The sequence below is a fragment of the Actinomadura scrupuli genome (assembly GCF_050971785.1).
Classification (GTDB): Bacteria; Actinomycetota; Actinomycetes; order Streptosporangiales; family Streptosporangiaceae; genus Actinomadura_E; species Actinomadura_E scrupuli.
In genome coordinates this window covers 15,174-40,165 of record NZ_JBPCCU010000016.1, presented here as the reverse complement: position 1 = coordinate 40,165, position 24,992 = coordinate 15,174, and the positions used below count along the sequence as shown (strand labels likewise).

The 24,992-nt window shown below is 72.1% G+C and carries 21 protein-coding genes; 13 read left to right on the top strand and 8 right to left on the bottom strand.

Annotated elements, in window-relative coordinates; translation table 11 throughout:
- Positions 1-57: 57 nt before the first annotated feature.
- The 4 genes from recA to ACRYCC_RS42265 all read left to right on the top strand — a co-directional run bounded on the left by recA (position 58) and on the right by ACRYCC_RS42265 (position 5,336).
- The gene (gene recA, locus ACRYCC_RS42280; RefSeq protein ID WP_433819805.1) at positions 58-1,170 is read left to right on the top strand and encodes a recombinase RecA; all 1,113 of its coding nucleotides are present in this window, start codon (positions 58-60) and stop codon (positions 1,168-1,170) included.
- 192 nt (positions 1,171-1,362) lie between these two features.
- Entirely contained in the window at positions 1,363-2,019 is a 657-nt protein-coding gene (gene recX / locus ACRYCC_RS42275) for a recombination regulator RecX (protein WP_433819803.1), read from the top strand.
- 583 nt (positions 2,020-2,602) lie between these two features.
- Positions 2,603-4,213 carry a ribonuclease Y gene (rny, locus tag ACRYCC_RS42270; protein WP_433819802.1) on the top strand — a complete coding sequence of 537 codons (1,611 nt, stop codon included), beginning with the start codon at positions 2,603-2,605 and terminating at the stop codon, positions 4,211-4,213.
- 181 nt (positions 4,214-4,394) lie between these two features.
- Positions 4,395-5,336 carry a trypsin-like serine peptidase gene (locus ACRYCC_RS42265; protein ID WP_433819801.1) on the top strand — a complete coding sequence of 314 codons (942 nt, stop codon included), beginning with the start codon at positions 4,395-4,397 and terminating at the stop codon, positions 5,334-5,336.
- 28 nt (positions 5,337-5,364) lie between these two features.
- Here ACRYCC_RS42265 and ACRYCC_RS42260 read toward each other — a convergent pair whose 3' ends face one another.
- From ACRYCC_RS42260 to ACRYCC_RS42240, 5 genes are all read right to left on the bottom strand, one after another.
- On the bottom strand, positions 5,365-7,341 hold the full coding sequence (locus tag ACRYCC_RS42260; RefSeq protein WP_433819800.1) for a S9 family peptidase: 1,977 nt from the start codon (positions 7,339-7,341) through the stop codon (positions 5,365-5,367).
- Positions 7,342-7,423: 82 nt separating this feature from the next.
- On the bottom strand, positions 7,424-8,377 hold the full coding sequence (locus ACRYCC_RS42255) for an amino acid ABC transporter permease (RefSeq protein ID WP_433819798.1): 954 nt from the start codon (positions 8,375-8,377) through the stop codon (positions 7,424-7,426).
- Positions 8,374-9,057 carry an amino acid ABC transporter permease gene (locus ACRYCC_RS42250; protein ID WP_433819797.1) on the bottom strand — a complete coding sequence of 228 codons (684 nt, stop codon included), beginning with the start codon at positions 9,055-9,057 and terminating at the stop codon, positions 8,374-8,376. Before ACRYCC_RS42250 ends, ACRYCC_RS42255 begins: the two co-directional genes overlap by 4 nt.
- A 58-nt stretch (positions 9,058-9,115) precedes the next feature.
- On the bottom strand, positions 9,116-9,970 hold the full coding sequence (locus tag ACRYCC_RS42245; protein ID WP_433819796.1) for a glutamate ABC transporter substrate-binding protein: 855 nt from the start codon (positions 9,968-9,970) through the stop codon (positions 9,116-9,118).
- A 26-nt stretch (positions 9,971-9,996) separates the two neighbouring features.
- A complete protein-coding gene (locus ACRYCC_RS42240; RefSeq protein ID WP_433819795.1) occupies positions 9,997-10,770 on the bottom strand; it encodes an amino acid ABC transporter ATP-binding protein in 774 nt (257 codons plus the stop codon).
- Between the two features lie 233 nt (positions 10,771-11,003).
- On the opposite strand from ACRYCC_RS42240, the gene miaB reads away from it, so the two are divergent.
- Both miaB and ACRYCC_RS42230 read left to right on the top strand, forming a co-directional pair.
- Entirely contained in the window at positions 11,004-12,521 is a 1,518-nt protein-coding gene (gene miaB / locus ACRYCC_RS42235) for a tRNA (N6-isopentenyl adenosine(37)-C2)-methylthiotransferase MiaB (RefSeq protein WP_433819794.1), read from the top strand.
- Positions 12,512-13,228 (top strand): class III extradiol ring-cleavage dioxygenase family protein, encoded by a 717-nt coding sequence (locus tag ACRYCC_RS42230; protein ID WP_433819793.1) that lies wholly within the window; start codon positions 12,512-12,514, stop codon positions 13,226-13,228. The genes miaB and ACRYCC_RS42230 overlap by 10 nt, the downstream gene beginning before the upstream one ends.
- 72 nt (positions 13,229-13,300) lie before the next feature.
- Here the strand turns inward: ACRYCC_RS42230 and ACRYCC_RS42225 are convergent, their stop codons facing one another.
- A complete protein-coding gene (locus tag ACRYCC_RS42225; RefSeq protein ID WP_433819792.1) occupies positions 13,301-13,495 on the bottom strand; it encodes an antitoxin in 195 nt (64 codons plus the stop codon).
- A gap of 150 nt (positions 13,496-13,645) precedes the next feature.
- Here ACRYCC_RS42225 and miaA point away from each other — a divergent pair, with 150 nt between their 5' ends.
- Genes miaA through ACRYCC_RS42210 form a run of 3 tightly spaced genes read left to right on the top strand, consistent with a single transcriptional unit; the run spans position 13,646 to position 16,260 of the window.
- Positions 13,646-14,557, top strand: a complete 912-nt coding sequence (gene miaA, locus ACRYCC_RS42220; RefSeq protein WP_433819896.1) for a tRNA (adenosine(37)-N6)-dimethylallyltransferase MiaA — start codon at positions 13,646-13,648, stop codon at positions 14,555-14,557.
- 27 nt (positions 14,558-14,584) lie between these two features.
- Complete coding sequence (gene dapF / locus ACRYCC_RS42215; RefSeq protein ID WP_433819790.1) at positions 14,585-15,460, top strand: diaminopimelate epimerase; 876 nt, start codon at positions 14,585-14,587, stop codon at positions 15,458-15,460.
- Positions 15,461-15,507: 47 nt separating this feature from the next.
- On the top strand, positions 15,508-16,260 hold the full coding sequence (locus tag ACRYCC_RS42210) for an SCO6745 family protein (RefSeq protein WP_433819789.1): 753 nt from the start codon (positions 15,508-15,510) through the stop codon (positions 16,258-16,260).
- A 186-nt stretch (positions 16,261-16,446) separates the two neighbouring features.
- On the opposite strand, the gene ACRYCC_RS42205 is transcribed toward ACRYCC_RS42210, so the two are convergent.
- Positions 16,447-18,405, bottom strand: coding sequence for a sensor histidine kinase (locus tag ACRYCC_RS42205; protein WP_433819788.1), 1,959 nt, complete (start codon positions 18,403-18,405; stop codon positions 16,447-16,449).
- A 197-nt stretch (positions 18,406-18,602) separates the two neighbouring features.
- Here ACRYCC_RS42205 and ACRYCC_RS42200 point away from each other — a divergent pair, with 197 nt between their 5' ends.
- From ACRYCC_RS42200 to ACRYCC_RS42185, 4 genes are read left to right on the top strand one after another with little or no spacing between them, the layout of a single operon-like run.
- Complete coding sequence (locus ACRYCC_RS42200) at positions 18,603-19,571, top strand: ABC transporter permease (protein WP_433819786.1); 969 nt, start codon at positions 18,603-18,605, stop codon at positions 19,569-19,571.
- Positions 19,568-20,458 carry an ABC transporter permease gene (locus ACRYCC_RS42195; RefSeq protein WP_433819785.1) on the top strand — a complete coding sequence of 297 codons (891 nt, stop codon included), beginning with the start codon at positions 19,568-19,570 and terminating at the stop codon, positions 20,456-20,458. Before ACRYCC_RS42200 ends, ACRYCC_RS42195 begins: the two co-directional genes overlap by 4 nt.
- Positions 20,455-22,506 carry a dipeptide ABC transporter ATP-binding protein gene (locus ACRYCC_RS42190; RefSeq protein WP_433819784.1) on the top strand — a complete coding sequence of 684 codons (2,052 nt, stop codon included), beginning with the start codon at positions 20,455-20,457 and terminating at the stop codon, positions 22,504-22,506. Before ACRYCC_RS42195 ends, ACRYCC_RS42190 begins: the two co-directional genes overlap by 4 nt.
- On the top strand, positions 22,503-24,170 hold the full coding sequence (locus ACRYCC_RS42185) for an ABC transporter family substrate-binding protein (protein WP_433819782.1): 1,668 nt from the start codon (positions 22,503-22,505) through the stop codon (positions 24,168-24,170). The genes ACRYCC_RS42190 and ACRYCC_RS42185 overlap by 4 nt, the downstream gene beginning before the upstream one ends.
- Positions 24,171-24,239: 69 nt before the next feature.
- Here ACRYCC_RS42185 and ACRYCC_RS42180 read toward each other — a convergent pair whose 3' ends face one another.
- Entirely contained in the window at positions 24,240-24,974 is a 735-nt protein-coding gene (locus ACRYCC_RS42180; RefSeq protein WP_433819780.1) for a hypothetical protein, read from the bottom strand.
- Positions 24,975-24,992 lie beyond the last annotated feature (18 nt).

Genomic DNA, 24,992 nt, shown 5'->3' with positions numbered 1-24,992 from the left:
CAGCACCCACCAGGGTCATCTCCAGGCGCTCAGCCTGGGATAGGACAGGGATATCTCATGGCAGCAAACGACCGGGAGAAGGCTCTCGAGACCGCGCTCGCGCAGATCGAGCGGCAGTTCGGCAAGGGCTCGGTCATGCGGCTCGGCGACGAGGCGCGGGTCCCGATGGAGGTCATCCCGACCGGCTCGATCGCCCTGGACGTCGCCCTGGGCATCGGCGGCGTCCCGCGGGGCCGGGTCGTCGAGGTGTACGGACCGGAGAGCTCCGGTAAGACCTCCCTGGCGCTCCATGTCGTGGCCAGTGCCCAGAAGGCGGGCGGGATCGCCGCGTTCGTCGATGCCGAGCACGCCCTCGACCCGGAGTACGCGAAGAAGATCGGCGTCGACACCGACGCCCTGCTCGTCTCCCAGCCCGACACCGGTGAGCAGGCGCTCGAGATCACCGACATGCTGATCCGGTCCGGCGCGATCGACATCATCGTGGTCGACTCGGTGGCCGCGCTCGTGCCGCGCGCCGAGATCGAGGGCGAGATGGGCGACAGCCACGTGGGCCTCCAGGCCCGGCTGATGTCCCAGGCCCTCCGCAAGATGACCGGCGCCATCAACCAGACCAAGACGACGGTCATCTTCATCAACCAGCTGCGCGAGAAGATCGGCGTCATGTTCGGGAGCCCGGAGACGACGACGGGCGGTCGGGCGCTGAAGTTCTACTCCTCCATCCGGCTGGACGTGCGGCGGATCGAGACGCTCAAGGACGGCACCGAGGCGGTCGGCAACCGGATGCGCGTCAAGGTCGTGAAGAACAAGGTCTCGCCGCCCTTCAAGGTCGCCGACATGGACCTCATGTACGGCCAGGGCATCAGCAAGGAGGGCGGCCTGATCGACATGGGGGTCGAGCAGGGCTTCGTCCGTAAGTCCGGTGCCTGGTACACCTACGAGGGCGACCAGCTCGGCCAGGGCAAGGAGAACGCCCGGAACTTCCTGAAGGCCAACCCCGACATGGCCGACGAGATCGAGAAGAAGATCAAGGAGAAGCTCGGGGTCGGTCCCAAGCTCGACCAGCCGGCGGATGCCCCGGTCGTGGCGCCGGTGGACGCGCCCCCGGTCGGCAGCGTGACCGGCGGGGCCGCCCGGCGTGGGTCGAAGGCCGCTAAAAACGGAGATTCCTGACCTAAATCGTGGAAGCCAGGTGAATCCTGACGAAGAGTGAGTAATGATCTCTCTTGACGGGCGGCGGCGCCGTACCTCCCAGCGAAGCGCCCGGCCGGCCGGCCTCGAATCGACCGAGGCAGGCCGGTCCGGAGGCGGAATCGCCGGGAGACCCTTCCCCGGTGGTGCCGCCGCCCCCGCCGGGGGCCTCCGTTGAGCACGGACACTCCGCGTGGCCGCGGCACCGGCCGGGGGGCCGGCCGAAAAGGTGGCGGAGGGGGCCGCGGCGGGCGCCGGAGGGGCGGCGGTGACAGGTTCCCGGACGGCCCTGCTCCCGGCAGCGGCGCGGCCGACACGCCGCCCGCCGATCCGGAGGCGGTGGCCCGGGAGGTCTGCCTGCGGCTGCTGACCATGTCGCCGCGCACCCGGTCCCAGCTGGCGGAGGCGCTGCAGCGCAAGAACGTGCCCGGCGACGTGGCCGAGCGGGTGCTGGGCCGGTTCTCCGAGGTCGGCCTGATCGATGACGCCGCGTTCGCCCGGGCCTGGGTGGAGTCGAGGCATCGGGGCCGCGGGCTCGCCGGCCGGGCGCTGGCGGCGGAGCTGCGCAGGCGCGGGGTGGCCGACGAGACCGTCAAGGAGGCCGTGGCCGAGCTCGACCCCGACCAGGAGGAGACCAGGGCCCGGGAGCTGGTCGACCGGCGGCTGGCGTCGACCCGCAGTGCCGACCCGGTCAAGAGGATGCGCCAGCTGGTGGGCATGCTCGCCCGCAAGGGCTACTCGCCGGGGCTGGCCTACCGCGTGGTCAAGGACGCGCTGGCGGCCGAAGGGGCGGACGTCGAGGAGTTCCCCGAAGACGGCCCCGAGGAGTGAAGGGGCCGCTCCCTCCGGAGTGCGGATCCCGGGTGGGTCTCCGGGAGGCACCGTCCCGGAGAGTGAAGGGGCGGTTCCGGCGAGTCGCGGGCGGTGGCCGTCCGGGACCGGAACACCCGATGGCGTGAGCAAGGCGACACGCCCGGTGGCGGATCTTGGTCGTGGCGCGATCCTTGCCGCTCGCGGACCGCGGTTTTACCGGTGAACGGGCTGGTGACAGGTCGGTTGCCGGAAAGCCGAACACTCACCTGACCACCGCATTGTGGCGCGTGGAGTGTCCAGATTGCTCCGAGTTTGCTTGCTCATTACATACTTGCCGCTTACCGTTACGGCAGTGAGGAGTTACTCCGTGCACTGCGGATGACCATACGACGTGACATGTGCGAGCACCTGAGGGACATAAAGGACACGAGTTCGGGTACGTGCCCACCGGCTTCGGCATGACCGGGGTCCGGGTCGTGGCGCTTGCTCTGCGTTGCCCTGCGTCGACGTTCGGTGGTCCCCCGGGGCGTGAGTAAACCCCTCGCGATGCAGGGCTCCTCGAGCCTCCGGTGGAGCCGGCGCGGAGAAAGGGGTCTGGACCATGGAGAGCGCACTGCTGGGTGCGGCGTTGCTGGTCACCCTCGTCGCTCTTCTGGTGGTCCTGCTGCGCAGACCGCACGGCTCCCAGGATCAGGCCGGGAAGGCCGCGCATCCCACCGGCGGGACACCGTCGCAGGAGGACCTCGACGACCTGCACGGGGAGGCCGACGGCATCCGCGCCCAGGCGCGGTCCGAGGCCCAGGACATCCTGCGCGAGGCGGAGTCGCGGGCGCAGTCCGCCGCCCAGTCGGCCCGGGCCGAGATCGAGGAAGAGGCCAAGGCCGTCAAGGAGGACCTGCGGACGATCCGGGAGGATCTGGAGCGCAGGGAGAGCCGGCTGGCCGAGCGCGAGCAGCGGCTGGATGACGAGCTGCGCCGACTGGCCGAGCGGACGGACCAGCTCGGCACGGCGGAGCGGAGCCTGGACGACCGCAAGGCCGAGCTCGCCCGGCTCGACGAGGAGCGCCGCCAGGTGCTCGAGCAGGCCGCCGCGCTGACCGTCGAGCAGGCCAAGGCCGAGCTGATCGCGGCCATCGAGAACCAGGCCAAGCGGGAGGCGGTCCTGCTCACCCGGGAGATCGAGGGCAAGGCCCGCGAGGAGGGCGACAAGCGGGCGCGCAAGATCGTGACGCTGGCGATCCAGCGGGTGGCGAGCGAGCAGACGGCCGAGTCGGTGGTCTCGGTGCTGCATCTGCCCAGCGATGAGATGAAGGGCCGGATCATCGGCCGGGAGGGCCGCAACATCCGGGCCTTCGAGTCGACGACCGGGGTCAACCTGATCATCGATGACACGCCCGAGGCGGTGCTGCTGAGCTGTTTTGATCCGGTGCGGCGGGAGGTGGGCCGGCTGACGCTGGACAAGCTGGTGCTGGACGGCCGGATCCATCCGCAGCGGATCGAGGAGATCTACGAACGCAGCAAGTCCGAGGTCGAGGACCTCTGCGTCCGCGCGGGTGAGGACGCCCTGGTGGACCTGGGCATCACCGAGATGCACCCCGAGCTGATCGCGCTGCTGGGCCAGCTGCGCTACCGCACCTCCTACGGCCAGAACGTGCTCAAGCATCTGGTCGAGTCCGCGCACCTCGCCGGGGTGATGGCGGCGGAGCTGCGGCTGCCGGTGCCCCTGGTGAAGCGGTGCACGCTGCTGCACGACATCGGCAAGGCGCTCACCCACGAGGTCGAGGGCAGCCACGCGTTGATCGGGGCGGAGATCGCCCGGCGGTACGGCGAGGAGGAGGACGTGGTGCACGCCATCGAGGCGCACCACAACGAGGTCGAGGTCCGTACCGTCGAGGCGGTGCTCACCCAGGCGGCGGACGCGATAAGCGGCAGCCGGCCGGGCGCGCGCCGGGAGTCGCTGGAGGCGTACGTCAAGCGCCTGGAGCGGCTGGAGGAGATCGCCAAGAGCAAGCACGAGGGCGTGGAGAAGGTGTTCGCCATGCAGGCGGGCCGCGAGATCCGGGTCATGGTGAAGCCCGACGCGGTCGACGACATCCAGGCCCAGGTGATCGCTCGTGACATCGCCAAGCAGGTCGAGGACGAGTTGACCTATCCGGGCCAGATTCGCGTCACCGTGGTCCGGGAGTCGCGCGCGACCGAGTTCGCCCGCTGACCCCCCCGGGGACGACCGCCGCCGAGCGAACCCCTCCCTTCATTTCGTGATCATGCAATCGCTCGTCGACCGATTGCATGATCACGAAATGAAGGGGCTAAGCCGGGGGAAACCGGTGGGCAAGGAGTCTTGGCGGTCCGGCGCTTGCCTTGCCTGACGGCCGGTCCTTAAGTTGCTGGTCATGCGTTCAGGGACGGGTGGGGTCCGTGCGGCCGGCGTGCGGAGGGGACGCGTCCGGGCGGTGGCGCTGACCTCGGCCGTGACCGGCTGCCTCGGCCTCGTGGCGGCAGTGGTGAGCGCGGGGCCCGGCGCGGCGCCGGTGAGCCTCCAGCGGGTCGGCGCGACCGAGGCGGCGTCGTCGGAGTCGTACTGGACACCGGAGCGGATGCGGGACGCCACCCCGGCGGACCCCAGGGCGCCCGGGCGGCCGGCGCCCGACCCCGCGGGCCGTGCCGCGTGGCGGAGCGCCACCGTGTTCCACGGGGTGCCGTCGATCGGCGCGCTGTTCTTCCGCAACGGCAACGGCGACCACTACTGCACCGCCAGCGTGATCGACAGCAGGAAGCGCAACCTGCTCATCACGGCCGCGCACTGCGTCCACGGCGGCCCGGGCCGGGGCTTCGTGTCCCGGGTGGCCTTCGTGCCCGGCTACGACGGCGGGCGGCGTCCCTACGGGGTCTGGACGGCCCGGGTGCTGGTGGTCAAGCGGGGCTGGATCCGCGCCGGCGACCCCGACCTGGACTTCGGGTTCGTGGCGGTCGACCCGCTGCACGGCCGCAGGCTCGCCGGCGTGGTGGGCAGCAACCGGCTGGTGGTCGACAGGGGGCCCGGCCACGTCGTGAACGTGGTGGGGTACCCGGCCGGCAGGGACCATCCGATCTACTGCCGAGGTACGACGAAGAGGCAGGCGAGGTACCAGCTGCGGTTCGACTGCGGCGGCTTCACCGGGGGCACCAGCGGCAGCCCGTGGCTGCTGTCCTACAGCGCCCGGACCAGGACCGGCTCCACCAACGGAGTCATCGGCGGCTACCAGCGCGGCGGGAGGTACTCCGACATCTCCTACTCGCCCTACTTCGACCAGGACGTGTGGCGGCTGCGGGAGGACGCCGACAGGGCGGCCTGAGGCGGGCGCCGGGGCGCACCCCGGCGCCTCACCCCACGGTGATCTTGACCTTCGGCACGCCGTGCGGGGCGAAGCCGAGGGTCTGGCCGTAGAAGGACAGCTCGGACTCCAGGCAGGTGATGGTGGTCTCGGCCCGGCGGAACCCGTGCGACTCGCCCTCGAAGGTGAGATAGGTGTACGGCATGTTCTGCTCGGCCAGCGCGTCGGCGAACTTCTGCGACTGGACGGGCGGGACGACCGGGTCGTCCATGCCCTGCAGCAGCAGCACCGGGCACGAGGTCTGGTCGGCGCGGACGAGCGGTGACCGCTCCTCGTAGGCCCGCTCGAAACCGGGCAGCGGACCGATCAGGCCGAAGACGTACTGCGATTCGAAGTCGTGCGTCTCGTCCAGGAAGCTGCGCGGGTCGCTGATGCCGAAGTACGAGGTCGCGGCGTGGAACACGTCGGTGTGGGTGACGGCGGCCAGCGTGGTCCAGCCGCCGGCGCTGCCGCCCCGGATCGCCAGCCGCGCCGGGTCCGCCGCGCCCGCCCTGACGAGCGCCTCCGCCGCCGCGACGGCGTCCTCGACGTCGACGACGCCCCACTGGCGGCGCAGCCGCTCGCGGTAGGCCCGGCCGTATCCGGTGGACCCGCCGTAGTTGACATCCACCACCCCGATGCCGCGGCTGGTGAAGTAGGCGCGTTCGAGGCTGAGCACGCTGGACGCGCGCCCGGTGGGCCCGCCGTGCACGAACACCACGTACGGGGGCAGCTCGTTGTGCGGGGCCTGCGCGGCCGGGTTGGCGGGCGGGTACACGTAGGCGTACACCGGCCGGCCGAAGGGGCCCTCGAGGCGTTCCTCGTGCGGCACCGGCAGGTAGGCGGCGTCGGGCAGCGCGGCGAGCTCCCGGCGGAGCTCGCGGTGCCGCCCGGTGCTGGTGTCGATCATCACGACGGTCGGGGAGGTGGTCGGGCCGCCGGCGATGCCGACCACGGTGGTGCCGTCGGCCGACAGCGACATCTGCCAGTCGGAGTACGGGAGGTTCAGCTCGGTCAGCTCCAGCGTCTCGGGGTCGTACACGCTGAGCCGCTGGTCGCCCTGGCCGTGCAGGACCGCCAGCCGGCCGTCCGACAACGACGCGTACGGCATGCCGCCGAGCTGCCAGAGGGGACCGGCGAACTCCTCCTCGGCCGGGTAGAGCGCCTGCGGGGACTCGCCGTACAGCCCCACCTGGTAGATGTTCCACCAGCCGGGCCAGTCGGAGATGACGTACAGGCTCTTGCCGTCCCGCCAGGTGGGGGCCAGCGCGGACTCGGTCAGGCCGCCCTTGACCGTCCGGGGCGCGGTGACCTTGCCGTCGTCGATCACGCCGACCCGCAGCTCGGTGCCGTCCCAGGGCATCCGCGGGTGGCTCCACTGCACCCAGGCGAGGTGGCCGCCGCCGGGGGAGGGCGTCGGGGAGGCGTAGAAGTGCGCACCGGTGACCAGCTCACGGATGGCCGCGGGGTCCTCGGCGGCGCTGCCGTCCAGCGGGATGCCGACGATGGCGCGCCGCACGCCGTCCGGAGTGTGACCCTCGCAGACGCACCAGACCTCGTCGCCGTCCGGGGACAGCACGAAGTCGGCGTACCGCAGCCCGGCCGGGACGGCGGGCTCGGGCGTCAGCGGCCGCGGCTTGGCGTCACCGGGGTCGAGCCGGTGCAGCCGCTGGTCCTCGTAGTTGGCGAAGACGACCGTGTGACCCCCGCCCTCCGCCGGATTCAGGGGGATCGGCAGGTATGACCGCCCGCCGTACTCGTGCACCCGAGTTCGGGCGTCCCACGGCGCGGGGAGCAGCTCCACCGCCTCGTTGCCGTGCAACTGGACGATCGTGGTCCGTCCGCCCTCCTCGGGCCGGGTCTCCTGCCACCACACGTCGTCGCCGTGGACGGTGGGGAAACTGAGGCGCAGCCGCGCCTTGGCGACGTCTGCGGCGGAGATCGGGGAGGGCCAGGAACCATAGGGGGCGGTCACGCGAGCGGTCATAGCGGAATCGTCCCGCAAAGTGGGGCGGAATGGGGCCTTGACCTGAGAGTTGAGCTCGGAATGATACGGCTTCGTCGCCTCGTCAAACGATCACGTCTTGACCAGGCGCTCCGACCGTGCCGGTGAGCGGGGCCGCGGAGGTCCTGCCGACGCGGCGGGTGCGCCGTTCCAGCCAGTTCGCGGTGAAGCTGAGGATCAGGTTGATCGCGATGTAGATGGCGGCGATGACGATGGCCGCGGGCAGCAGGTTGTGGTACTTGGTCGGGATGAATCGGAAGCCGGAGTTGAGCAGGTCCTCGTAGGAGATGATCCAGCCGAGCGCCGAGTCCTTGAGCAGCACCACGAGCTGGCTGACGATGGCGGGCATCATCGCGGTCGTGGCCTGCGGGATCAGCACCCGGAGCATGACCCCGCTCTTGCGGAGACCGATCGAGTAGGCCGCCTCCGACTGGCCCTTCGGCACGGCGAGGATGCCGGCGCGGACGATCTCGGCCAGCACCGACCCGTTGTAGAGCGTGAGCCCGACGACCACCGCGGTGAACGCGCTGATCTGCGGGACCTCCCGGTCGAGCGCGGTCGCGATGGTGGCCGGGCCGGAGAACACGAAGAAGATCAGCAGCAGTAGCGGGATCGCGCGGAAGAACTCCACGAACGCCCCCGCCGGCACCCGGATCCACCAGTGGTCCGACAGCCTGCCGAGCCCGAAGAGCACCCCGGCCAGCAGCGCGAGCACCCCGGCCACGGCCGCCGCCTTCAGGGTGCCCAGCAGGCCGGGGATGATGAAGTCCGTCCACGTGCTGCCCCACAGGAACGGCCGCCAGAGCTCCCCCTTGAACTGGCCCTTCTCGTCGAGCCGGGCCAGGGCCGCGTACACGACCACCAGCACCACGACCACGAAGACGAGCGTCAGGACGTTGTTGCGCAGGCGGGCGCGCGGGCCGGGGACGTCGAACAGGACCGAGGCCCGCTCGGCCGGCCTGGGGCGGCGCTTGGCCGGGGCCGGGGCGGGGGCCGGGGCGTCGGCGGGGGCCGTCATCGGGCCACGGCCAGTCGCTTGGCCAGCCAGCCGAAGAAGAACCCGGTCGGCAGGGTGAGGATCATGAAGCCGGCCGCGAAGCCAAGGAAGATCGGCAACGTCGCTCCGTAGTCGTCGAACATCTGCTTCATCTGGGCCGTGGCCTCCAGGTAGCCGGCCACCAGCACCACCGTCGAGTTCTTGATCATGGCGATCATGACGCTGCCCAGCGGGGCGACGACCGCGCGCAGGGCCTGCGGCAGGATCACCAGGCGCAGTGACTGTGTGGAGGTCAGCCCGATCGCCCGCGCGGCCTCCGCCTGCCCCAGCGGGACGGTGTTGATGCCGGACCGCACCGCCTCACAGACGAAGGCGGCGGTGTAGGCGGAGAAGCCGAGCACCGCCAGCCAGTACGCGTTGATCGTGCTCTGGTCGGAGAGCCTGATCTGGAGGGTGTCGCTGAGCCCCAGGCTGACCAGCAGCAGCAGCAACGTCAGCGGCGTGTTGCGCAGCGTGTTGACGTACAAGGTGCCGATGACCCGGGCGATCGGGGTCGGCGACACCCGCATGGCGGCCAGCAAGGTGCCGAAGATCAGCGACAGCAGCCCGGTCATCGCCGACAGCCGGATGGTGGCCCAGAAGGCGGCCAGTACCTTGTCGGCGTCCTTGGCGAACGGGCTGAAGTCGAAAAGCGCGTTCATTGAGCTCCCTGGACGCGGAGCCGATGAGCCCGGACGGGCTCATCGGCACGGCGGTGCGTCAGCTGCAGCCTTCGGCCGTCGGAGCCGTGGCGTCGAAGTTCAGGCCGGTCTTGCCGAACCACTTGTCCCACAGCTGCTTGGTGGTGCCGTCGGCGTACATGGCGGCGATGGCCTTGTTCACGGCCTCACAGCCCTTGATGTCGCCCTTCTTGAGCCCGACGCCGTACTTCTCGTCGGTGAAGGAGGCATTGGCGATCCTGAAGACGCCGGGCTCGCGGGCCGAGAAGCCGGCCAGGATGGTGGCGTCGGTGGAGACCGCGTCGATCGAGTTGCCCTTGAGCTTGGTGATGCAGTCCTCGTATCCCGCGGACGGGATGAGCTCCGCGGCCACCTTCACGTTGAGCTTGTTGGGCCCCTCGGTGATGTTCTTCCAGGAGTTCGAGCCGGTCACCTGGCAGAGCTTCTTCTTCTTGAGATCGGTGACGGCCTTGACGGAGGTGTCGGCCGCCCGGGTCATGATGTCCTGGTGGGTGACGATGTACGGCCCGGCGAAGGTCACCTTGGGCTTGCGCGCCGCGGTGATCGAGTAGGTCGCGATGACCATGTCGACGGTGCCGTTCTGGAGGAACGTCTCCCGGTTGGCCGACCGGGCCTCCTTCAGCTCGATGTTCTTCTCGTCGGTCACGCCCAGCTTCTTGGCGATGTACTTCGCGACGTCGACGTCGAAGCCCTGGGCGCCGCTTCCGGTCTTCTCGCCCAGTCCCGGCTGGTCGTACTTGACGCCGATGACGAGCTTCTTGTCGTTCTTGGCCTTGTCGGCGACGGAGTCGTTCTTCTTGGCGCTGCATCCGGAGAGGGCGAGGGAGGCCGTCGCCAGCGCGGCGAGCACGATGCCTGATCGGCTCACGTTCATGGTGTGCACCTCGATTTTCGTCTGGCTCAGTGAGTGAGGATCTTGGAGAGGAAGTCCTTGGCGCGGTCGGTGCGCGGCCGGGTGAAGAACTCTTCGGGTGTGCTCGTCTCGGCGATCTGGCCGTCCGCCATGAAGACCACCCGCTGCGCGGCGCTGCGGGCGAAGCCCATCTCGTGAGTGACCACGATCATGGTCATGCCGTCCCGGGCCAGGCCCGTCATCACATCGAGCACCTCGTTGACCATCTCGGGGTCGAGCGCCGAGGTGGCCTCGTCGAACAGCATCACCTTGGGCTTCATGGCCAGGGCGCGGGCGATGGCCGCGCGCTGCTGCTGGCCGCCGGAGAGCTGGGCCGGGTACTTGCGCGCCTGGTCGGCGATGCCCACCCGTTCCAGCAGGATCATGGCCTCCCGCTCGGCCTCGACCCGGGACACCCCGCGCACCTTCGTCGGCCCGAGGGTGACGTTCTGCAGGATCGTCTTGTGGGCGAAGAGGTTGAAGGACTGGAACACCATGCCCACGTCGGCGCGTAGCCTGGCCAGCGCCGCGCCCTCGCTGGGCAGGGGCACCCCGTCCAGGGTGATCGTGCCGTCGTCGATCGTCTCCAGCCGGTTGATCGTGCGGCAGAGCGTCGACTTGCCTCCGCCGGAGGGGCCGATGACGACCACGACCTCACCCTCGTGCAGGGTCAGGTCGATGTCCTTGAGGACATGCAGGTCGCCGAAGTACTTGTTGACATTGTCGAGTACGACAAGTGGTCTGCCGCCGGGCACCGGGGGCGCTACGCCGCTGTCCGCCATGGGCCAGAACACTACGACGTCAAGGCCCGCAGATCATGACTTCGAGCGGTACCGATCGGATTACGGATCTCATAACTCCAGGTAGATGTCAGCTTTTTTCCCAAACCTTTACCCATTTCACCGGGTGATTCGTCCGCGCGCCGGGCGTGTCGCGCCCTGTCCGGGGTGGGTTTCGGTCCGGCGGACGGGAACGAGCGCGCCCCCTCCGCCGGCGCGTACCCTTGGTGACTGTCATGAGCGCACCCACGATCACGCACCCGCGTACGTACGACATCCGCACGTACGGCTGCCAGATGAACGTCCACGACTCCGAGCGGCTGGCCGGCCTGCTGGAGGCGGCCGGCTACGTCAAGGACGACGCCGGTGATCCGGACGTCGTCGTCTTCAACACCTGTGCCGTCCGGGAGAACGCCGACAACCGGCTGTACGGCAACCTCGGGCATCTGCGCCCGGTCAAGGACGCCCACCCCGGGATGCAGATCGCGGTCGGCGGCTGCCTCGCGCAGAAGGACCGCGACGTGATCGTCCGCCGGGCGCCCTGGGTCGACGTGGTCTTCGGCACCCACAACATCGGCTCGCTGCCGGTGCTGCTGGAGCGCGCGCGGATCGCCCAGGAGGCGCAGGTCGAGATCCACGAGTCGCTGGAGACCTTCCCCTCCACGCTGCCGACCCGGCGCGAGTCGCCGTACGCCGCCTGGGTGTCGGTCTCGGTGGGCTGCAACAACACGTGCACGTTCTGCATCGTGCCCGCGCTGCGCGGCACCGAGAAGGACCGCCGGCCGGGCGACATCCTGCAGGAGGTCGAGGCACTGGTCGCCGAGGGCGTCCTGGAGATCACCCTGCTCGGCCAGAACGTCAACGCCTACGGCTCGGGCTTCGGGGACCTCGGCGACGTCGCCGCCGACCGGCAGGCGTTCGCCAAGCTGCTGCGCGCCTGCGGGCGGATCGACGGGCTGGAGCGGGTGCGGTTCACCAGCCCCCACCCGCGCGACTTCACCGACGACGTGATCGCGGCGATGGCCGAGACCCCCAACGTCATGCCGTCGCTGCACATGCCGCTGCAGTCCGGCTCCGACCCCGTGCTCAAGGCGATGCGCCGCTCGTACCGGCAGGAGCGCTACCTGGGGATCATCGACCGGGTCCGCGCGGCCATCCCGGACGCCGCCATCACCACCGACATCATCGTCGGCTTCCCCGGCGAGACGGAGGCCGACTTCGAGCAGACCCTCCACGTGGTGCGCGAGGCCCGCTTCTCCGGCGCCTTCACCTTCCAGTACTCCAAGCGCCCGGGCACGCCCGCGGCGACCATGGACGGCCAGGTGCCCAAGGAGGTCGTGCAGGAGCGGTACGAACGGCTCGTCGCCCTGCAGGAGGAGATCTCCTGGGCGGAGAACGGCAGGCAGCTCGGCCGCACCCTGGAGGTGCTGGTCGCCGAGGGGGAGGGCCGGAAGGACCAGGCCACCCACCGGCTGTCCGGCCGGGCCCCCGACAACCGCCTCGTGCACTTCTCGCCGGGGGCCGAGCTGCCGCGGCCCGGCGACATGGCCACGGTCCAGGTGACCTACGCGGCACCGCACCATCTGGTCGCCGACGGGGCCCCCGCCACCGTCCGGCGGACGCGCGCGGGCGACGCCTGGGAGGCCCGCCAGGGCCGGCCCGCCGCGCCCCGGGGAGTCTCGCTGGGCATGCCCGCGGTCGGCCCGCCCGCCACGACGGCACCGGCGGCCTCCGGCTGCTCCGCGTGCCCCTGATCGCCGCCGCGGTCTGCCCGCATCCGCCCCTGCTCGTCCCGGAGGTCGCCGGAGCCGCGGCCGCGGAGCTGGACGCCCTGCGGGACGCCTGCGACGAGGCGGTCGACCGCCTCGTGGCCGCCCTCGGGGCGGGATCGCTGGTGGTGGTCGGGGCGGACACCGCGACGCGGGCGTACGGGGCGGACGCGGCCGGGAGCCTGGAGCCGTACGGCGTCGGGCTGACCGTCGGCCCGGGCGCGCCGGTGCTCCCGCTGTCGCTGACCATCGGCCGCTGGCTGCTGGCCCGCCACCGCGGCGGCGGACCCGGCGCGATCACGGATGTGAGGTTCCAGGGCGTGGCCGAGGACGCCCCGGCGGCGGAGTGCCTGGAGCTGGGCGCGGAGCTGGCCGGGTCGGCCGCCCGGGTGGGCCTGCTGGTCCTCGGGGACGGGTCCGCCTGCCGGGGCGAGAAGTCGCCAGGCTACCACGACGACCGGGCCGAGCCGTACGACGCCTTCGTCGGCCGGGCGCTGGCGGCCGCCGACGCCGCCACGCTGGCGGGATTGGATCCCGCGGTCTCGCGGGAGCTGCTGGCGGCCGGGCGCGCGGCCTGGCAGGTGCTCGCCGGGGCGGCCGGCCGGACGCGGCTGCGCGGCACCCTGCTCGCCGACGAGGCGCCGTACGGCGTCGGCTATCTCGTGGCCAGCTGGAGCCCCGTGAGCCGGTGACCCCATGACCCCGTGACCCCATGACCCCCGTGAGCCCATGACCCCGTGGGCGGCCGGGCGGTGCGGGGCCGGTCAGACCGACGGAGGCACGTCTCCGCGGCGCTGTTGCTCGGCGTACCTGTGGGCCTGGTCCTGCGCCTTGTCGACCTTGTCGGCGTACTTCCCGCCGGTCCGCCGGTCGAACATGTCGCCGGCCTTGTCGACGGCGTCGTGGGCCTTGTCGGTGTGCCGGCCGAGCATCTCCTTGACCTTGTCGATGATCGACATGTGAGCGTCCCCCGATGATCGGTTCGGTGCCGTACGGCACCCGTACGGGACCAGCCATACCCATTCTGTTGTCACACTTAGCCCGTGACCCTTGGCGATGTCGCCGGCCCCGGAGCCGGCCCCGCGACCGGCCCCGCGACCGGCCCGGCGATGGACCCGGCGACCCGGCGGGTGATCGCCGTGGTCGGCCCGACCGCCGCCGGCAAGTCCGATCTCGCGGTGGAGCTGGCGCTGCGGCTCGGCGGCGAGGTGATCAACGCGGACTCGATGCAGCTGTACCGGGGCATGGACGTCGGCACCGCCAAGCTGGCCCCGGCGGAGCGGCGCGGTGTCCCGCACCATCTGCTGGACGTCTGGGAGGTGACCCGGACCGCGAGCGTCGCGGAGTACCAGGACCTGGCGCGCCGGGCCATCGACGAGGTCCGCGGGCGGGGCCGGGTCCCGCTGCTGGTCGGCGGCTCCGGGCTGTACGTCAGGGCGGCGCTGGACGACCTGGAGTTCCCGGGCACCGATCCGGCGGTGCGGGCCCGGCTGGAGGCGGAGCTGGCCGAGCACGGGCCGGGCCCGCTGCACGAACGGCTGCGCGCCCAGGACCCGCCCGCGGCGGAGGCGATCCTGATCAGCAACGGGCGCCGGATCGTGCGCGCCCTGGAAGTGATCGAGATCTCCGGGCGGCCGTTCACCGCCACGCTGCCCGCCTACCGCTACCTCGGCGACGCCGTGCAGATCGGGCTGACCGTGCCCCGCGCGGATCTGGACGAGCGCATCGGCCTCCGGGTGCGGCGGATGTGGGAGGCGGGCCTGGTCGAGGAGGTGAGGACCCTGGAGGCGGCCGGGCTGCGGGAGGGGCTGACGGCCGGCCGCGCGCTCGGTTACGCCCAGGTGCTGCGGGCCCTGGCCGGTGAGTGGACGCCGGAGCAGGCCATCGAGGAGACCGCCCGGGCCACCCGGCGGTTCGCCCGCCGCCAGGAGTCGTGGTTCCGCCGTGACCCCCGGGTCCGCTGGCTGCGCTACGACGCCCCAGACCTGCTGGAGCAGGCGCTCGCGGTGGTGCGCGCGTAGCCGGGGCCCGCCGGATACGATCGCGCCATGCGATTCATCAAGGGGCATGGGACCGAGAACGACTTCGTCATCCTGCCCGACCCGGACGGATCGCTCGATCTCACGCCGGAGACCGTCACCACGCTGTGCGACCGGCGGGCGGGGATCGGCGCGGACGGCGTGCTGCGGGTCGTGCGCTGCAAGACCTCGGGTGACCCGCGGGCCGAGGCGCTGGCCGGCGACGCCGAGTGGTTCATGGACTACCGCAACGCCGACGGCAGCCTCGCCGAGGTGTGCGGCAACGGGCTCCGGGTCTTCGCCCGTTTCCTGGTCGAGGAGGGCCTGGCCGCGCCGGGCGAGTGGCGGGTGGCGACCCGCGCCGGCCTGCACCGGGTCGAGCTGGCCGCGTCCGGTGACGTCACCGTCGACATGGGCCCCCCGGACGTGCGGGGCCCCGGCACCGCGCTGGTGGCCGGGCGGTCCTACGGCGGGCTGCGGGTGTCCCTGGGCAACCCGCACCTGGCCTGCCTGATCGACGAGCCGGTGTGGGACCTCGACCTGTCGCTGCCGCCGTCCTTCGACCCGGCGGTCTTCCCCGACGGGGTCAACGTCGAGCTGTTCCGGCCGGTCGGCGAGCGGCACGTGGAGATGCGGGTGTACGAGCGGGGCTCCGGCGAGACCCGCTCCTGCGGCAGCGGGTCCGTCGCGACCGCGGTCGCCGCGGCGGTCGCGGCCGCCGGTCCCGGCGAGGCGGAGGCGATCGCGGCGGGGCGCCTGCCGGCCGGTGACTGGCTGGTGGACGTGCCCGGCGGCCGGGTCACGGTGATCTTCGACGGCACGACCAGCAGGCTGCGCGGCCCGGCGGTCCTGGTGGCGGAGGGCGAGACCCGGGCCGGGTGGCCCCAGCCGCGACACTCCGGCTGAGGCGGCCTAAGATCCCTGGAATCCGGTTCGGATTGCAGGGAGGCCCCATGACTGACGCGCGCATGGTCGCGACGGCGGTGAAGGACCCCGTCGGCCGGCTGGGCGGGGCGTTCATGATCTCGAGAGAGGCCAAGGTCTTCGCCCAGGAGACCGGTTTCGCGGGCTGGGCACCGTACTTCCGCGGCCGGTGCGGCGTCCTGGGCGAGGTCGACGCCGACGTGGTCGTCTCGGCGGCCGGGTTCTTCCCCGGCAGTGCCGTCCGGGAGGCCTGGGAGGCGGCGGCGAGCCTGCCGGCCGCCCAGGCGGCCAACCGCTATGCAGTGATATGCCAGGAATTCGGACGCCGGAAGCTGGCCGGCTTCCCCGACGCGGACCGGCTGGCCGACCTGCTCCAGCTGGTCGTCGGCCGCGCCGACGTGACGGGCGCCCCGCTGTTCGCGGGCTGGCGGGCCATGCCGCTGGCCGATGACGGCCCGGCCCGCGTCTCCCAGCTCGCCCACGTGCTGCGGGAACTGCGCAACGGGCTGCACCTGGTCGCCGTGCTGGCCACCGGGCTGTCCCCGCTGGAGGCCGTGCTGACCGGTACCTCGGCCCTGGTCCCGGGCGGCGAGGCCAACGCGGAGTTCTTCGGCTGGCCCCGGCCCTACCCGGACGCCACCGCGGAGCTGAGGGAGCGGCGGGCCAGGGCCGAGCAGCTCACCGACGGCCTGGTCGCCCCCGCCTTCGAGGTCCTCAGCCCCGACGAGGGGAACGAGCTGGTCACCCTGCTCGGCAAGGCCGACGCCACGGTGTTCGGCTAGTCATCGGTCCTGCCCGGGGCGGGACCCCCGTCCCTTCTGGCCGGGATGCCCGGGCTCGTAGCGTGCTACTCGCACACCCTGTGAGGGGCCGCGTGGATCAACGGATGGGAGCCCTGCGATCCGCGCGGAGCGAGCGGGCCGGTGGTCACCGTCTTGGCGGGGGGCGGCCACCGGCCCTTCGCGGGCTCATACCACCGCCACGTTGATCGGCAGGCGGGCCAGGACGCGGGTGCCGCCCTCCGGGCCGGGCCCGATCTGGCAGGACCCGCCCAGCTCCGCGGCGCGTTCGCGCATCGACGACATGCCCACTCCGGCGCGGCTGCGCCCGGACACGCCCACCCCGTCGTCGGTGATGCTCACCTGCAGCGCGGTGCCGCGTTCGAGCCGTACCACCACGACGCCCGCCGCGGCGTGCCGCCGGATGTTGGTGATCGCCTCCTGGATGATGCGGTAGGCCGCGACCTCCACGGCCGCCGGCAGGTCCTCCAGCTCCCCGTCGACCTCGACCTCGACGCGCGGGCCGGTGATCTCGGTGATGTTGTCCGCCAGCGCCATGATGGCTCCCAGCAGGCCCAGATCGTCCAGGGCCGGGGGGCGCAGGCCGTAGACGAGCTCGCGGATGTCGCCGATCGCCCGGCCCATGGTGGTGCGCAGGACCTCCAGCAGCGGATCCACCGCCGCGGGGTCCTTCGGCAGCGTGATGCGGGCCGCGTCCACGGTCATGGCGAGGCTGGCCAGCGTCGGGCCCAGCCCGTCGTGCAGGTCGCGGCGCAGCCGGCGTCGCTCCTCCTCCCGGGTGCTGAGGATGCGCTCCCGGGAGCGCTGCACGTCGGCGGCGAGCCGCACCGCGTTGGCGACCGTGGCCAGGTTGCGGGCCAGTACGGAGGCCAGCCGGATGTCCGGGGGGTCCGAGCGGGAGAAGATCAGCCGGCCCACCGGCTCGCCTCCCCAGATCAGCGGGATGACCTGCGGGCGGGCCCCGAGGTCGCCGTCCTCGGCCCGGGCGGCCCGCCCCTCCCGGTCCAGCACCTCGATCACCACGCCCGAGGCCCCGAGCGCCTCCCGCACGGTCTGGGCGGCGGTCGCCAGGGCGTCGGCGGGGTCGGAGGCGGTCTGCAGCCGGCGGTTCAGCTGGTCGGCGAGCCGGTAGGGGTCCCGCTCCCCGTGCATCAGCCGGTCGACGCTGCGCTGCAGGCGCCGCCGGGCCGGTTCGAACACCGCGCCCGCGGCGATCGCCCCCACCAGGCCGGCGAGCTGGCCCTGCCCTGCCACGACCAGGCTGGTCGCGCCGACGAGCGCGAAGTAGACCGTGGTGATCACTGCCACCAGGCCGACGTAGACGAGCGTGCGGTTGACGACGATGTCGATGTCGTAGAGCCGGTACCGGGTGATGGCGATCGCCACGCACAACGGGACCAGCGCCACCGAGGCGTTGCGGATCACGTCCGGGATGGGGGTCACCTCGCCGACGAAGACCACCGCCTGAGTGATCAGTCCCGGGTAGATGACCCAGATGATCTGGCGCCGCACGTCGGACGGGGAGTGCAGGAACCGGATCGCGACCGACACCAGGCCGAGCGCGAGGGTGACCAGCAGCGTCCCGCCGATGATCAGGGGTACGTCCTGGACCGGATAGGAGGAGACGCCGTTGTCGAACCGGCGGATGTCGGGCTCGTACGTCAGATGGACGCAGATCATGACCGGCACCAGCAGGGCCGAGACCAGCACCGGGCGGAACCACCGCGACACCAGCCGGCCGTCCGGGAAGATCAGGGGCATCACCAGGATCAGGCCGTAGGTGTCGACCGCCCACAGCCAGTAGGTCAGCCACAGGAAGAAGTCGCCGCCCGGGCCGTGATGGAGGATCAGCCAGGGGGCCAGGTTGAGCGACAGCACGTACAGCGCCGCGCACTGCCCCGCCGCGACCATCAGCCAGGCGACCTTGAGCCCGGGCCGGTGCCGCAGCAGCAGCGAGCCCACGGGCGTGTAGGTCAGCGCCACCACGATCTCCGGGTGCCACAGCGGCATGCGCAGCGCGCCGGGTACGTCGGTGCCGATCAGCAGCGAGGCCGCGACCATCAGGACGGCCGTCAGGGTCAGCAGCAGTGCCGCCCGGACGATCCAGCGCTCACGGCCGGCCGTCATCGTTGCTGTCCCTCCGCCGTCGCACGTCACGTCGTGGGAAAGCGTAAGGGAAAAGGGATGAATGTCCTGATCTTGCGGGCCTGTGGAGAGCGTTATCAGACTCGTTTCAGCGGCCTGCCGGGACTGGCCACTCCAACCGTACGTTTCGTGATACTCCAGTAGCGTACTGTCACGATCGCGGGCGAGGAGGAGGGCGGGTGACAGGGTTCCTGCTGCGCAGGCTGCTCAACTACGCCGTGCTGGTCACGCTGGCCGCGAGCCTGGCCTACCTGCTCGCCGCGGCGAGCCTCGACCCCCGGGCCAACTTCGAGGACCGCGCGCAGCGGCCGCCGGAATGGGTGATCGACGCCCGGCTCACCGAGCTCAACCTCAACGACAAGACCCCGCTGCTGGACCGTTACACGACCTGGGCCTCCGGGGTGCTGCACGGCGATCTCGGCCGCACCTGGGAGGGCGAGCCGGTCGGCGCCGAGATGGAGCGCCGGGTGTGGGTGAGCCTGCGGCTGCTGCTGGCCGGCTGCGTGCTGGGCTGCGTGCTCGGCGTGCTGGCCGGTGCCCATGGAGCGGTCCGGCGGCACCGGCTGGGCGATCGCGTCACCACGCTGGGCTCCTTCGTGATCATGGCGGTGCCGGTGTTCGTGCTCGCCGTGCTGCTGCAGATCTGCGGCCAGTGGATCAACGACCGCACCGGCACCCGGCTGCTGGAATGGACGGGGGAGAGCGCCCCCGGCGGCGGCCTGGGCAGCCGGCTGCGGCACCTGGTGCTGCCCACGCTGACCATCGTGCTCGCCCAGGCCGCGGTCTACAGCCGCTACCAGCGCAGCATGATGCTGGACGTGCTGTCCGCGGACTACGTCCGGACCGCGCTGGCCAAGGGGCTGCGGCGGCGGACCGCGCTGCGCCGGCACGCGCTGCGCACCGCGCTGATCCCGGTGACGACCTACTTCGCCTACAACTTCGGGCTGCTGCTGCTCGGCGCGACCTTCACCGAGAAGATCTTCGGCTGGCACGGCATGGGGGAGTGGCTGATCGACTCCATCTCACGCGGCGACGTCAACGTGGTCGCGGCGTTCGACTGCTTCGCCGCCGGGCTGGTGCTGCTCGCCGGCCTGTGCTCCGACGTGGCGCAGGGCGCCCTGGATCCGCGGGTGCGGGTGACGGCATGACCACGATGATCGACGACTCCGCGGTCGTGGTGCGGTCCCAGGTCCCGCGCCGCGCCCCCCTCGTGCTGCGCCGCCTGCTGCGCAGTCCCGGCGCCACGGCCGGGGTGATACTGCTGGCGCTGCTGTTCCTGCTCGCGTTCGCCGGGCCCCAGCTGTCCAGGTGGTCGTGGCAGGCCACCGACTTCACCGCCTTCCGCGAGCCGCCGTCCGCCGCCCACTGGCTGGGCACCACGCAGAGCGGCCGGGACGTCTTCGCCGTCACCCTGCGCGGCATGCAGAAGTCGCTGATCATCGGCCTGTTCGTCGCGGTCGTCTCCACCGGCCTGGCCGCCCTGGTCGGGTCCTTCGCCGGCTATCTCGGCGGCTGGGCGGACCGGATCCTGATGTGGTGCGTGGACCTGCTGCTGGTCCTGCCGTCGTTCCTGGTCATCGCCGTGGTCGGGCCGACGCTCGCGCACGGCGGCTGGCCGGTCTTCATCGGGCTGCTGGCCGGATTCATGTGGATGGTGACGGCCCGCGTCGTGCGGGGCATGACGCTCTCGCTGAAGGACCGGGAGTACGTCCTGGCGGCCCGCTACATGGGGGTCGGCGCGCCGCGCATCATCCTGCGGCACATCCTGCCCAACCTCGCCTCGCTGCTGATCATCGACGCGACCCTCAACGTCAGCGTCGCGATCATCGGGGAGAGCGCGCTGTCCTACTTCGGGTTCGGAGTCCAGCCTCCCGACAGCTCACTCGGCACGGTCATCGCCGACGGGGCCGGGGCCGCGACCACCTACCCGTGGCTGTTCGTGCCCGCGGCCGCGCTGCTGGTGCTGACCGTGCTCAGTGCCAACCTGATCGGCGACGGGCTGCGCGACGCCCTCGACCCGGCCCGGTCCGCATGAGCGCTCCGCCGGCCGGTCCCGCGCGGGCCCCCGTGCTCGAGGTCGACGACCTGCGGGTCGTCTTCCGGCCCGGCCGCAGCGTCGTCCGGGGGGTGAGCCTCTCGCTCGCCCCCGGAGAGGTGCTCGGCATCGTCGGCGAGTCCGGCTCCGGCAAGTCGGTCACCGCGCTCGCCATGATGGGCCTGCTGCCCCCCACCGCCACCGCCACCGGTTCCGTACGGCTGCGCGGCCGGGAACTGCTCGGCCGCTCCGACCGCGAGCTCGCCCAGGTGCGCGGCAGGGAGCTGGCGATGGTCTTCCAGGACCCGCAGTCGGCCTTCACGCCGGTCTACCCGATCGGCGACCAGATCGCCGAGGCCGTCCGGATCCACACCGGCGCCGGCCGGCAGGCGGCCCGCCGCAGGGCGGTGGAGCTGCTGGACCTCGTGGGCATCCCCGACCCGGCCGTGCGGGCGCGCGCGTTCCCGCACGAGTTCTCCGGCGGCATGCGCCAGCGCGCGCTGATCGCCATGGCGATCGCCAACGACCCGGCGGTGCTCATCGCCGACGAGCCCACCACCGCGCTGGACGTGACGATCCAGGCCCAGGTGCTGGAGGTGCTGCGGGTCGCCAAGGAGGCGACCGGCGCCGCCGTCGTCCTGGTCACCCACGATCTCGGGGTGGTCGCCGGCCTGGCCGACCGGGTCCTGGTGATGTACGCGGGGCGGGTGGTCGAGACCGGGGCCGTCGGCGACGTCTACTACCGGCCCCGCATGCCGTACACCATCGGCCTGCTGGGCTGCACGCCGCGCCTGGACGGCGACCCGGCCGCGCTGGTGCCGATCGAGGGCGGCCCGCCGTCCGCCCCGGAGCCGCCGCCGGGCTGCGCCTTCGAGCCCCGCTGCCCGGTCTCCACCCCGCGGTGCTCCGCGGCCGAGCCCGCCCTCGCGCCCGCCGGGGCGCCGGGCCATCTGGCCGCCTGCGTCGAGGAGCTCGGCGACCCGGGGCGGATCTTCCCGGTGCCGCGGGTCCCGGTGGACGGTCCCCGCCCGCCGCGTGCCGAGCGGGCCGCCGTCCTGGAGGTGACCGACCTCGCCCGGCACTTCCCCCTGCGCAGGGGGACGGTGTTCCGGCGGCGGGCCGGCACCGTGCGGGCGGTCGACGGGATCGGCTTCGACATCCGCGAGGGCGAGACCCTCGGCCTGGTCGGCGAGTCCGGATGCGGCAAGACCACGACCCTGCACGAGATCCTGCGGCTGGCCGCCCCCCAGCGGGGCCGCATCACCGTGCTCGGCCGGGACGTCACGGGGCTGCGGCGGGCCGAGCGCAAGGAGCTGCGCCGCGACCTGCAGGTCGTCTTCCAGGACCCGCTCGCCGCCCTGGATCCGCGGATGCCGGTCGCCGACATCCTCGCCGAGCCGCTGCGGGCGCACGGATGGCGGGCGCCCGCCGTCGCCGCCCGGGTCGAGGAACTGCTGACGCTGGTCCGGCTCGAACCCTCGCACGCGGACCGCTACCCGGCGGCCTTCTCCGGCGGGCAGCGGCAGCGGATCGGCATCGCCCGGGCGCTCGCGCTGGGGCCCCGGCTGATCGTCCTCGACGAGCCGGTGTCGGCCCTGGACGTCTCCGTGCAGGCGGGCGTGATCAACCTGCTCCGGGAGCTGAAGGGCCGGCTGAACCTGTCCTACCTGTTCGTCGCGCACGACCTCGCCGTCGTCCGGCACATCGCCGACCGGGTCGCGGTCATGTACCGCGGGCGGATCGCCGAGCTGGGCGAGGCGGACCAGGTGCTGCGGTCGCCCGCGCACCCGTACACCCGGGCGCTGGTGGCGGCGGTCCCGGTGCCGGATCCGGACCGGGAGCGGGCCCGCACCCGGGTGTTGCTGCGAGGCGAGCCACCGGGCGCCGCCGACGGGGCCTCGCCGGGCTGCCGGTTCCGGTCCCGCTGCCCGCTGTACACGGAGCTGGACCTGGAGCGGCGTCACCGCTGCGCGCGGGAGGAGCCCGGGCTGCGCCCGCTGGCGGGGGACCAGCGGGTGGCATGCCACCACATCGAGGAGAGATCGTGAAGCCGTCCATTCCGCTGGTCGCCGTGCTCCTGCTGGTGAGCGCCTGCGGCGCGCCCGAGTCGCCGGGCCACGCCAAGGTCGCCAAGCTCGCGGCCTACGACGTCAACCCGGTGCCGCGCGAGCAGGTCCGCAGCGGCGGCACCTTGCGCTGGCCGCTGCCGGAGTTCCCGGCACAGTGGAACTCCAACCACGCCAACGGCGCCAAGGGCGTGGTGCTCAACGTCATCCGCGGGCTGATGCCCGTGCTGATGCCGTCCGACGAGAAGGGCCTCCCGCACCCGGACCCCGACTATGTCCTGGCCGCCAGGGTGACCCGCAACACCCCCCAGCAGGTCGTCACCTACACCCTCAATCCCCGGGCCGTCTGGTCCGACGGCACCCAGATCACCTACCGCGACTTCGCGGCACAGGCGTCGGCGCTGTCCGGCCGGGACCGGCGCTTCCAGATCGTCTCCAGCACCGGCTACGACCAGATCGCGCGGGTCGCGCGCGGCCGCGACGACCACCAGGTCGTGGTGACCTTCGCCCGGCCGTTCGCGGACTGGTCCGGCCTGTTCAGCCCGCTCTACCCGGCCGGGTCCGGCACCGATCCGGAGGTGTTCAACCGCGGCTGGCTCAACCGCATCCCGGTGACGGCGGGACCGTTCCGGCTGGGCGGCCTGGACCGCACCGCCAAGTCCGTCACGATCGTCCGCAACACCCGCTGGTGGGGGCGGCCCGCCAAGCTCGACTCGATCGTGTTCCGGGCGATGGACTCCAGCGCGATCCCCGGGGCGTTCGCCAACGGTGAGGTCGACCTGCTCGACATCGGCGGCGACGCCAGCGCGTACGCCCGGGTCAAGCGGGTGAGGGGCGCGGTGGTCCGCCGGGCGGGCGGCCCGGACTGGCGGCAGCTCACGCTGAACGCCGCCCGCCCGCCGCTGTCGGATCTCCGGGTCCGCCAGGCGCTCGCGCTGGGCATCGACCGCAGGGCGATCGCCGAGTCCGATCTCAAGGGCCTCAACTGGCCCGTCCAGACCCTGGGCAACCACTTCTTCGTCAACACCCAGGAGGGCTACCGCGACAACGCGGGGGAGCTGCGGGGCTACGACCCGGCCCGGGCGGGGCGGCTGCTCGACGAGGCGGGCTGGGTGCGCAGCGGGGACCGCCGGGTCAAGGACGGCAGGGCCCTGACCCTGCGGATGGTGGTGCCCTCCGGGGTCTCGGGCAGCAGGCAGGAGGCCGAGCTCATCCAGGCGATGCTCGCGCGGATCGCCGTCGGAGTGGACATCCGGTCGGTGCCCACCGACGACCTGTTCGACAAGTACGTCTCACCGGGCAACTTCGACATCGTGCCGTTCGCCTGGCTGGGCACCCCGTTCCCGGTCTCGTCGAACCGGTCGGTCTTCGCCCAGCCGCGCGGTGACCGGATCCAGCAGAACTACGCCCGGATCGGCACGACGCAGATCGACGCCTCGATGGACGAGGCGATGGGGGAGCTCGATCCGCAGAGGGCACGGCGGCTCACCAACGAGGTCGACCGGCTGGTCTGGCAGCAGGTCAGCGTGCTCCCGCTCTACCAGCGGCCCCAGCTGATCGGCACCCGCGCCAACCTGGCCAACTTCGGTGCCGGCGGCTTCTACGACCTGGCCTACGAGGACATCGGGTTCACCGCGAAGTCCTGAACCGGCCGCGGGCGCCGCCGTGCCAAGACGCTCGGTAGGCGCTCATAAGGCGCTGAGAAGACGCGGTGCTCAGGGGAAGGCGAGCAGGACGGCCTTGCGGTCGCTGATGTAGCGGGCGTCCCAGAGGTAAAGGTTCATCTCGCTCTGCGGGAGGTCCGTGCTCACCGGGAGATCGGTCGCGACGCGTACCAGGTACGACGCGCCGGCCGGCATGTACTGGTCGCCGTCCTGGGTGACCGGTGGCCTGGATCCGTTGAGGTAGCCGATGACCGCGCTGTGGTTGGGCAGCGTGCACATGTCCGGACGGGTGCCGGCCTGTGGCATGCAGCGCGTCCGGGCGACGACGCCCACCCGGTCCCGGTGCACGAACAGGTCCGCGGGGAAGTCCAGCAGCGCGGGCTTCTGCCCGGTGTTGGTGAGCACGTAGTCGGCGTAGGCGTAGCTCGTTCCGTCCGGTGGCGGGGTGCCGGTGCCGGGCAGCGGCTTGTTGTTGGTGCCGCCGCGGGCCGCCGCGATGGAGTACGCGTAGCCGTCGGTGTTGGCGATGCTCAGGGCCGGCCCGGTCTTGGGAGCGGGCACGGTCTTCGCCGTGCCGGACGATCCGGACGTGACGTCCTGGCCGGCGCCGGCGTGCACGGGACTCGGCGCGTCGTGGCCGCCCGGCCGCAGGATGATGATGACGACCGCGACCGCGACGATCCCGAGCACACCCACGAGGGCTCCGGCGAATCCGATCCGGCCGGCGTTGCTCTTCTTGGCACGCCGCCGGTGCGAGCGGGTGTCCTGACCGTTGTCCATCGTCATCCCCGGGTCCCTCAGCGT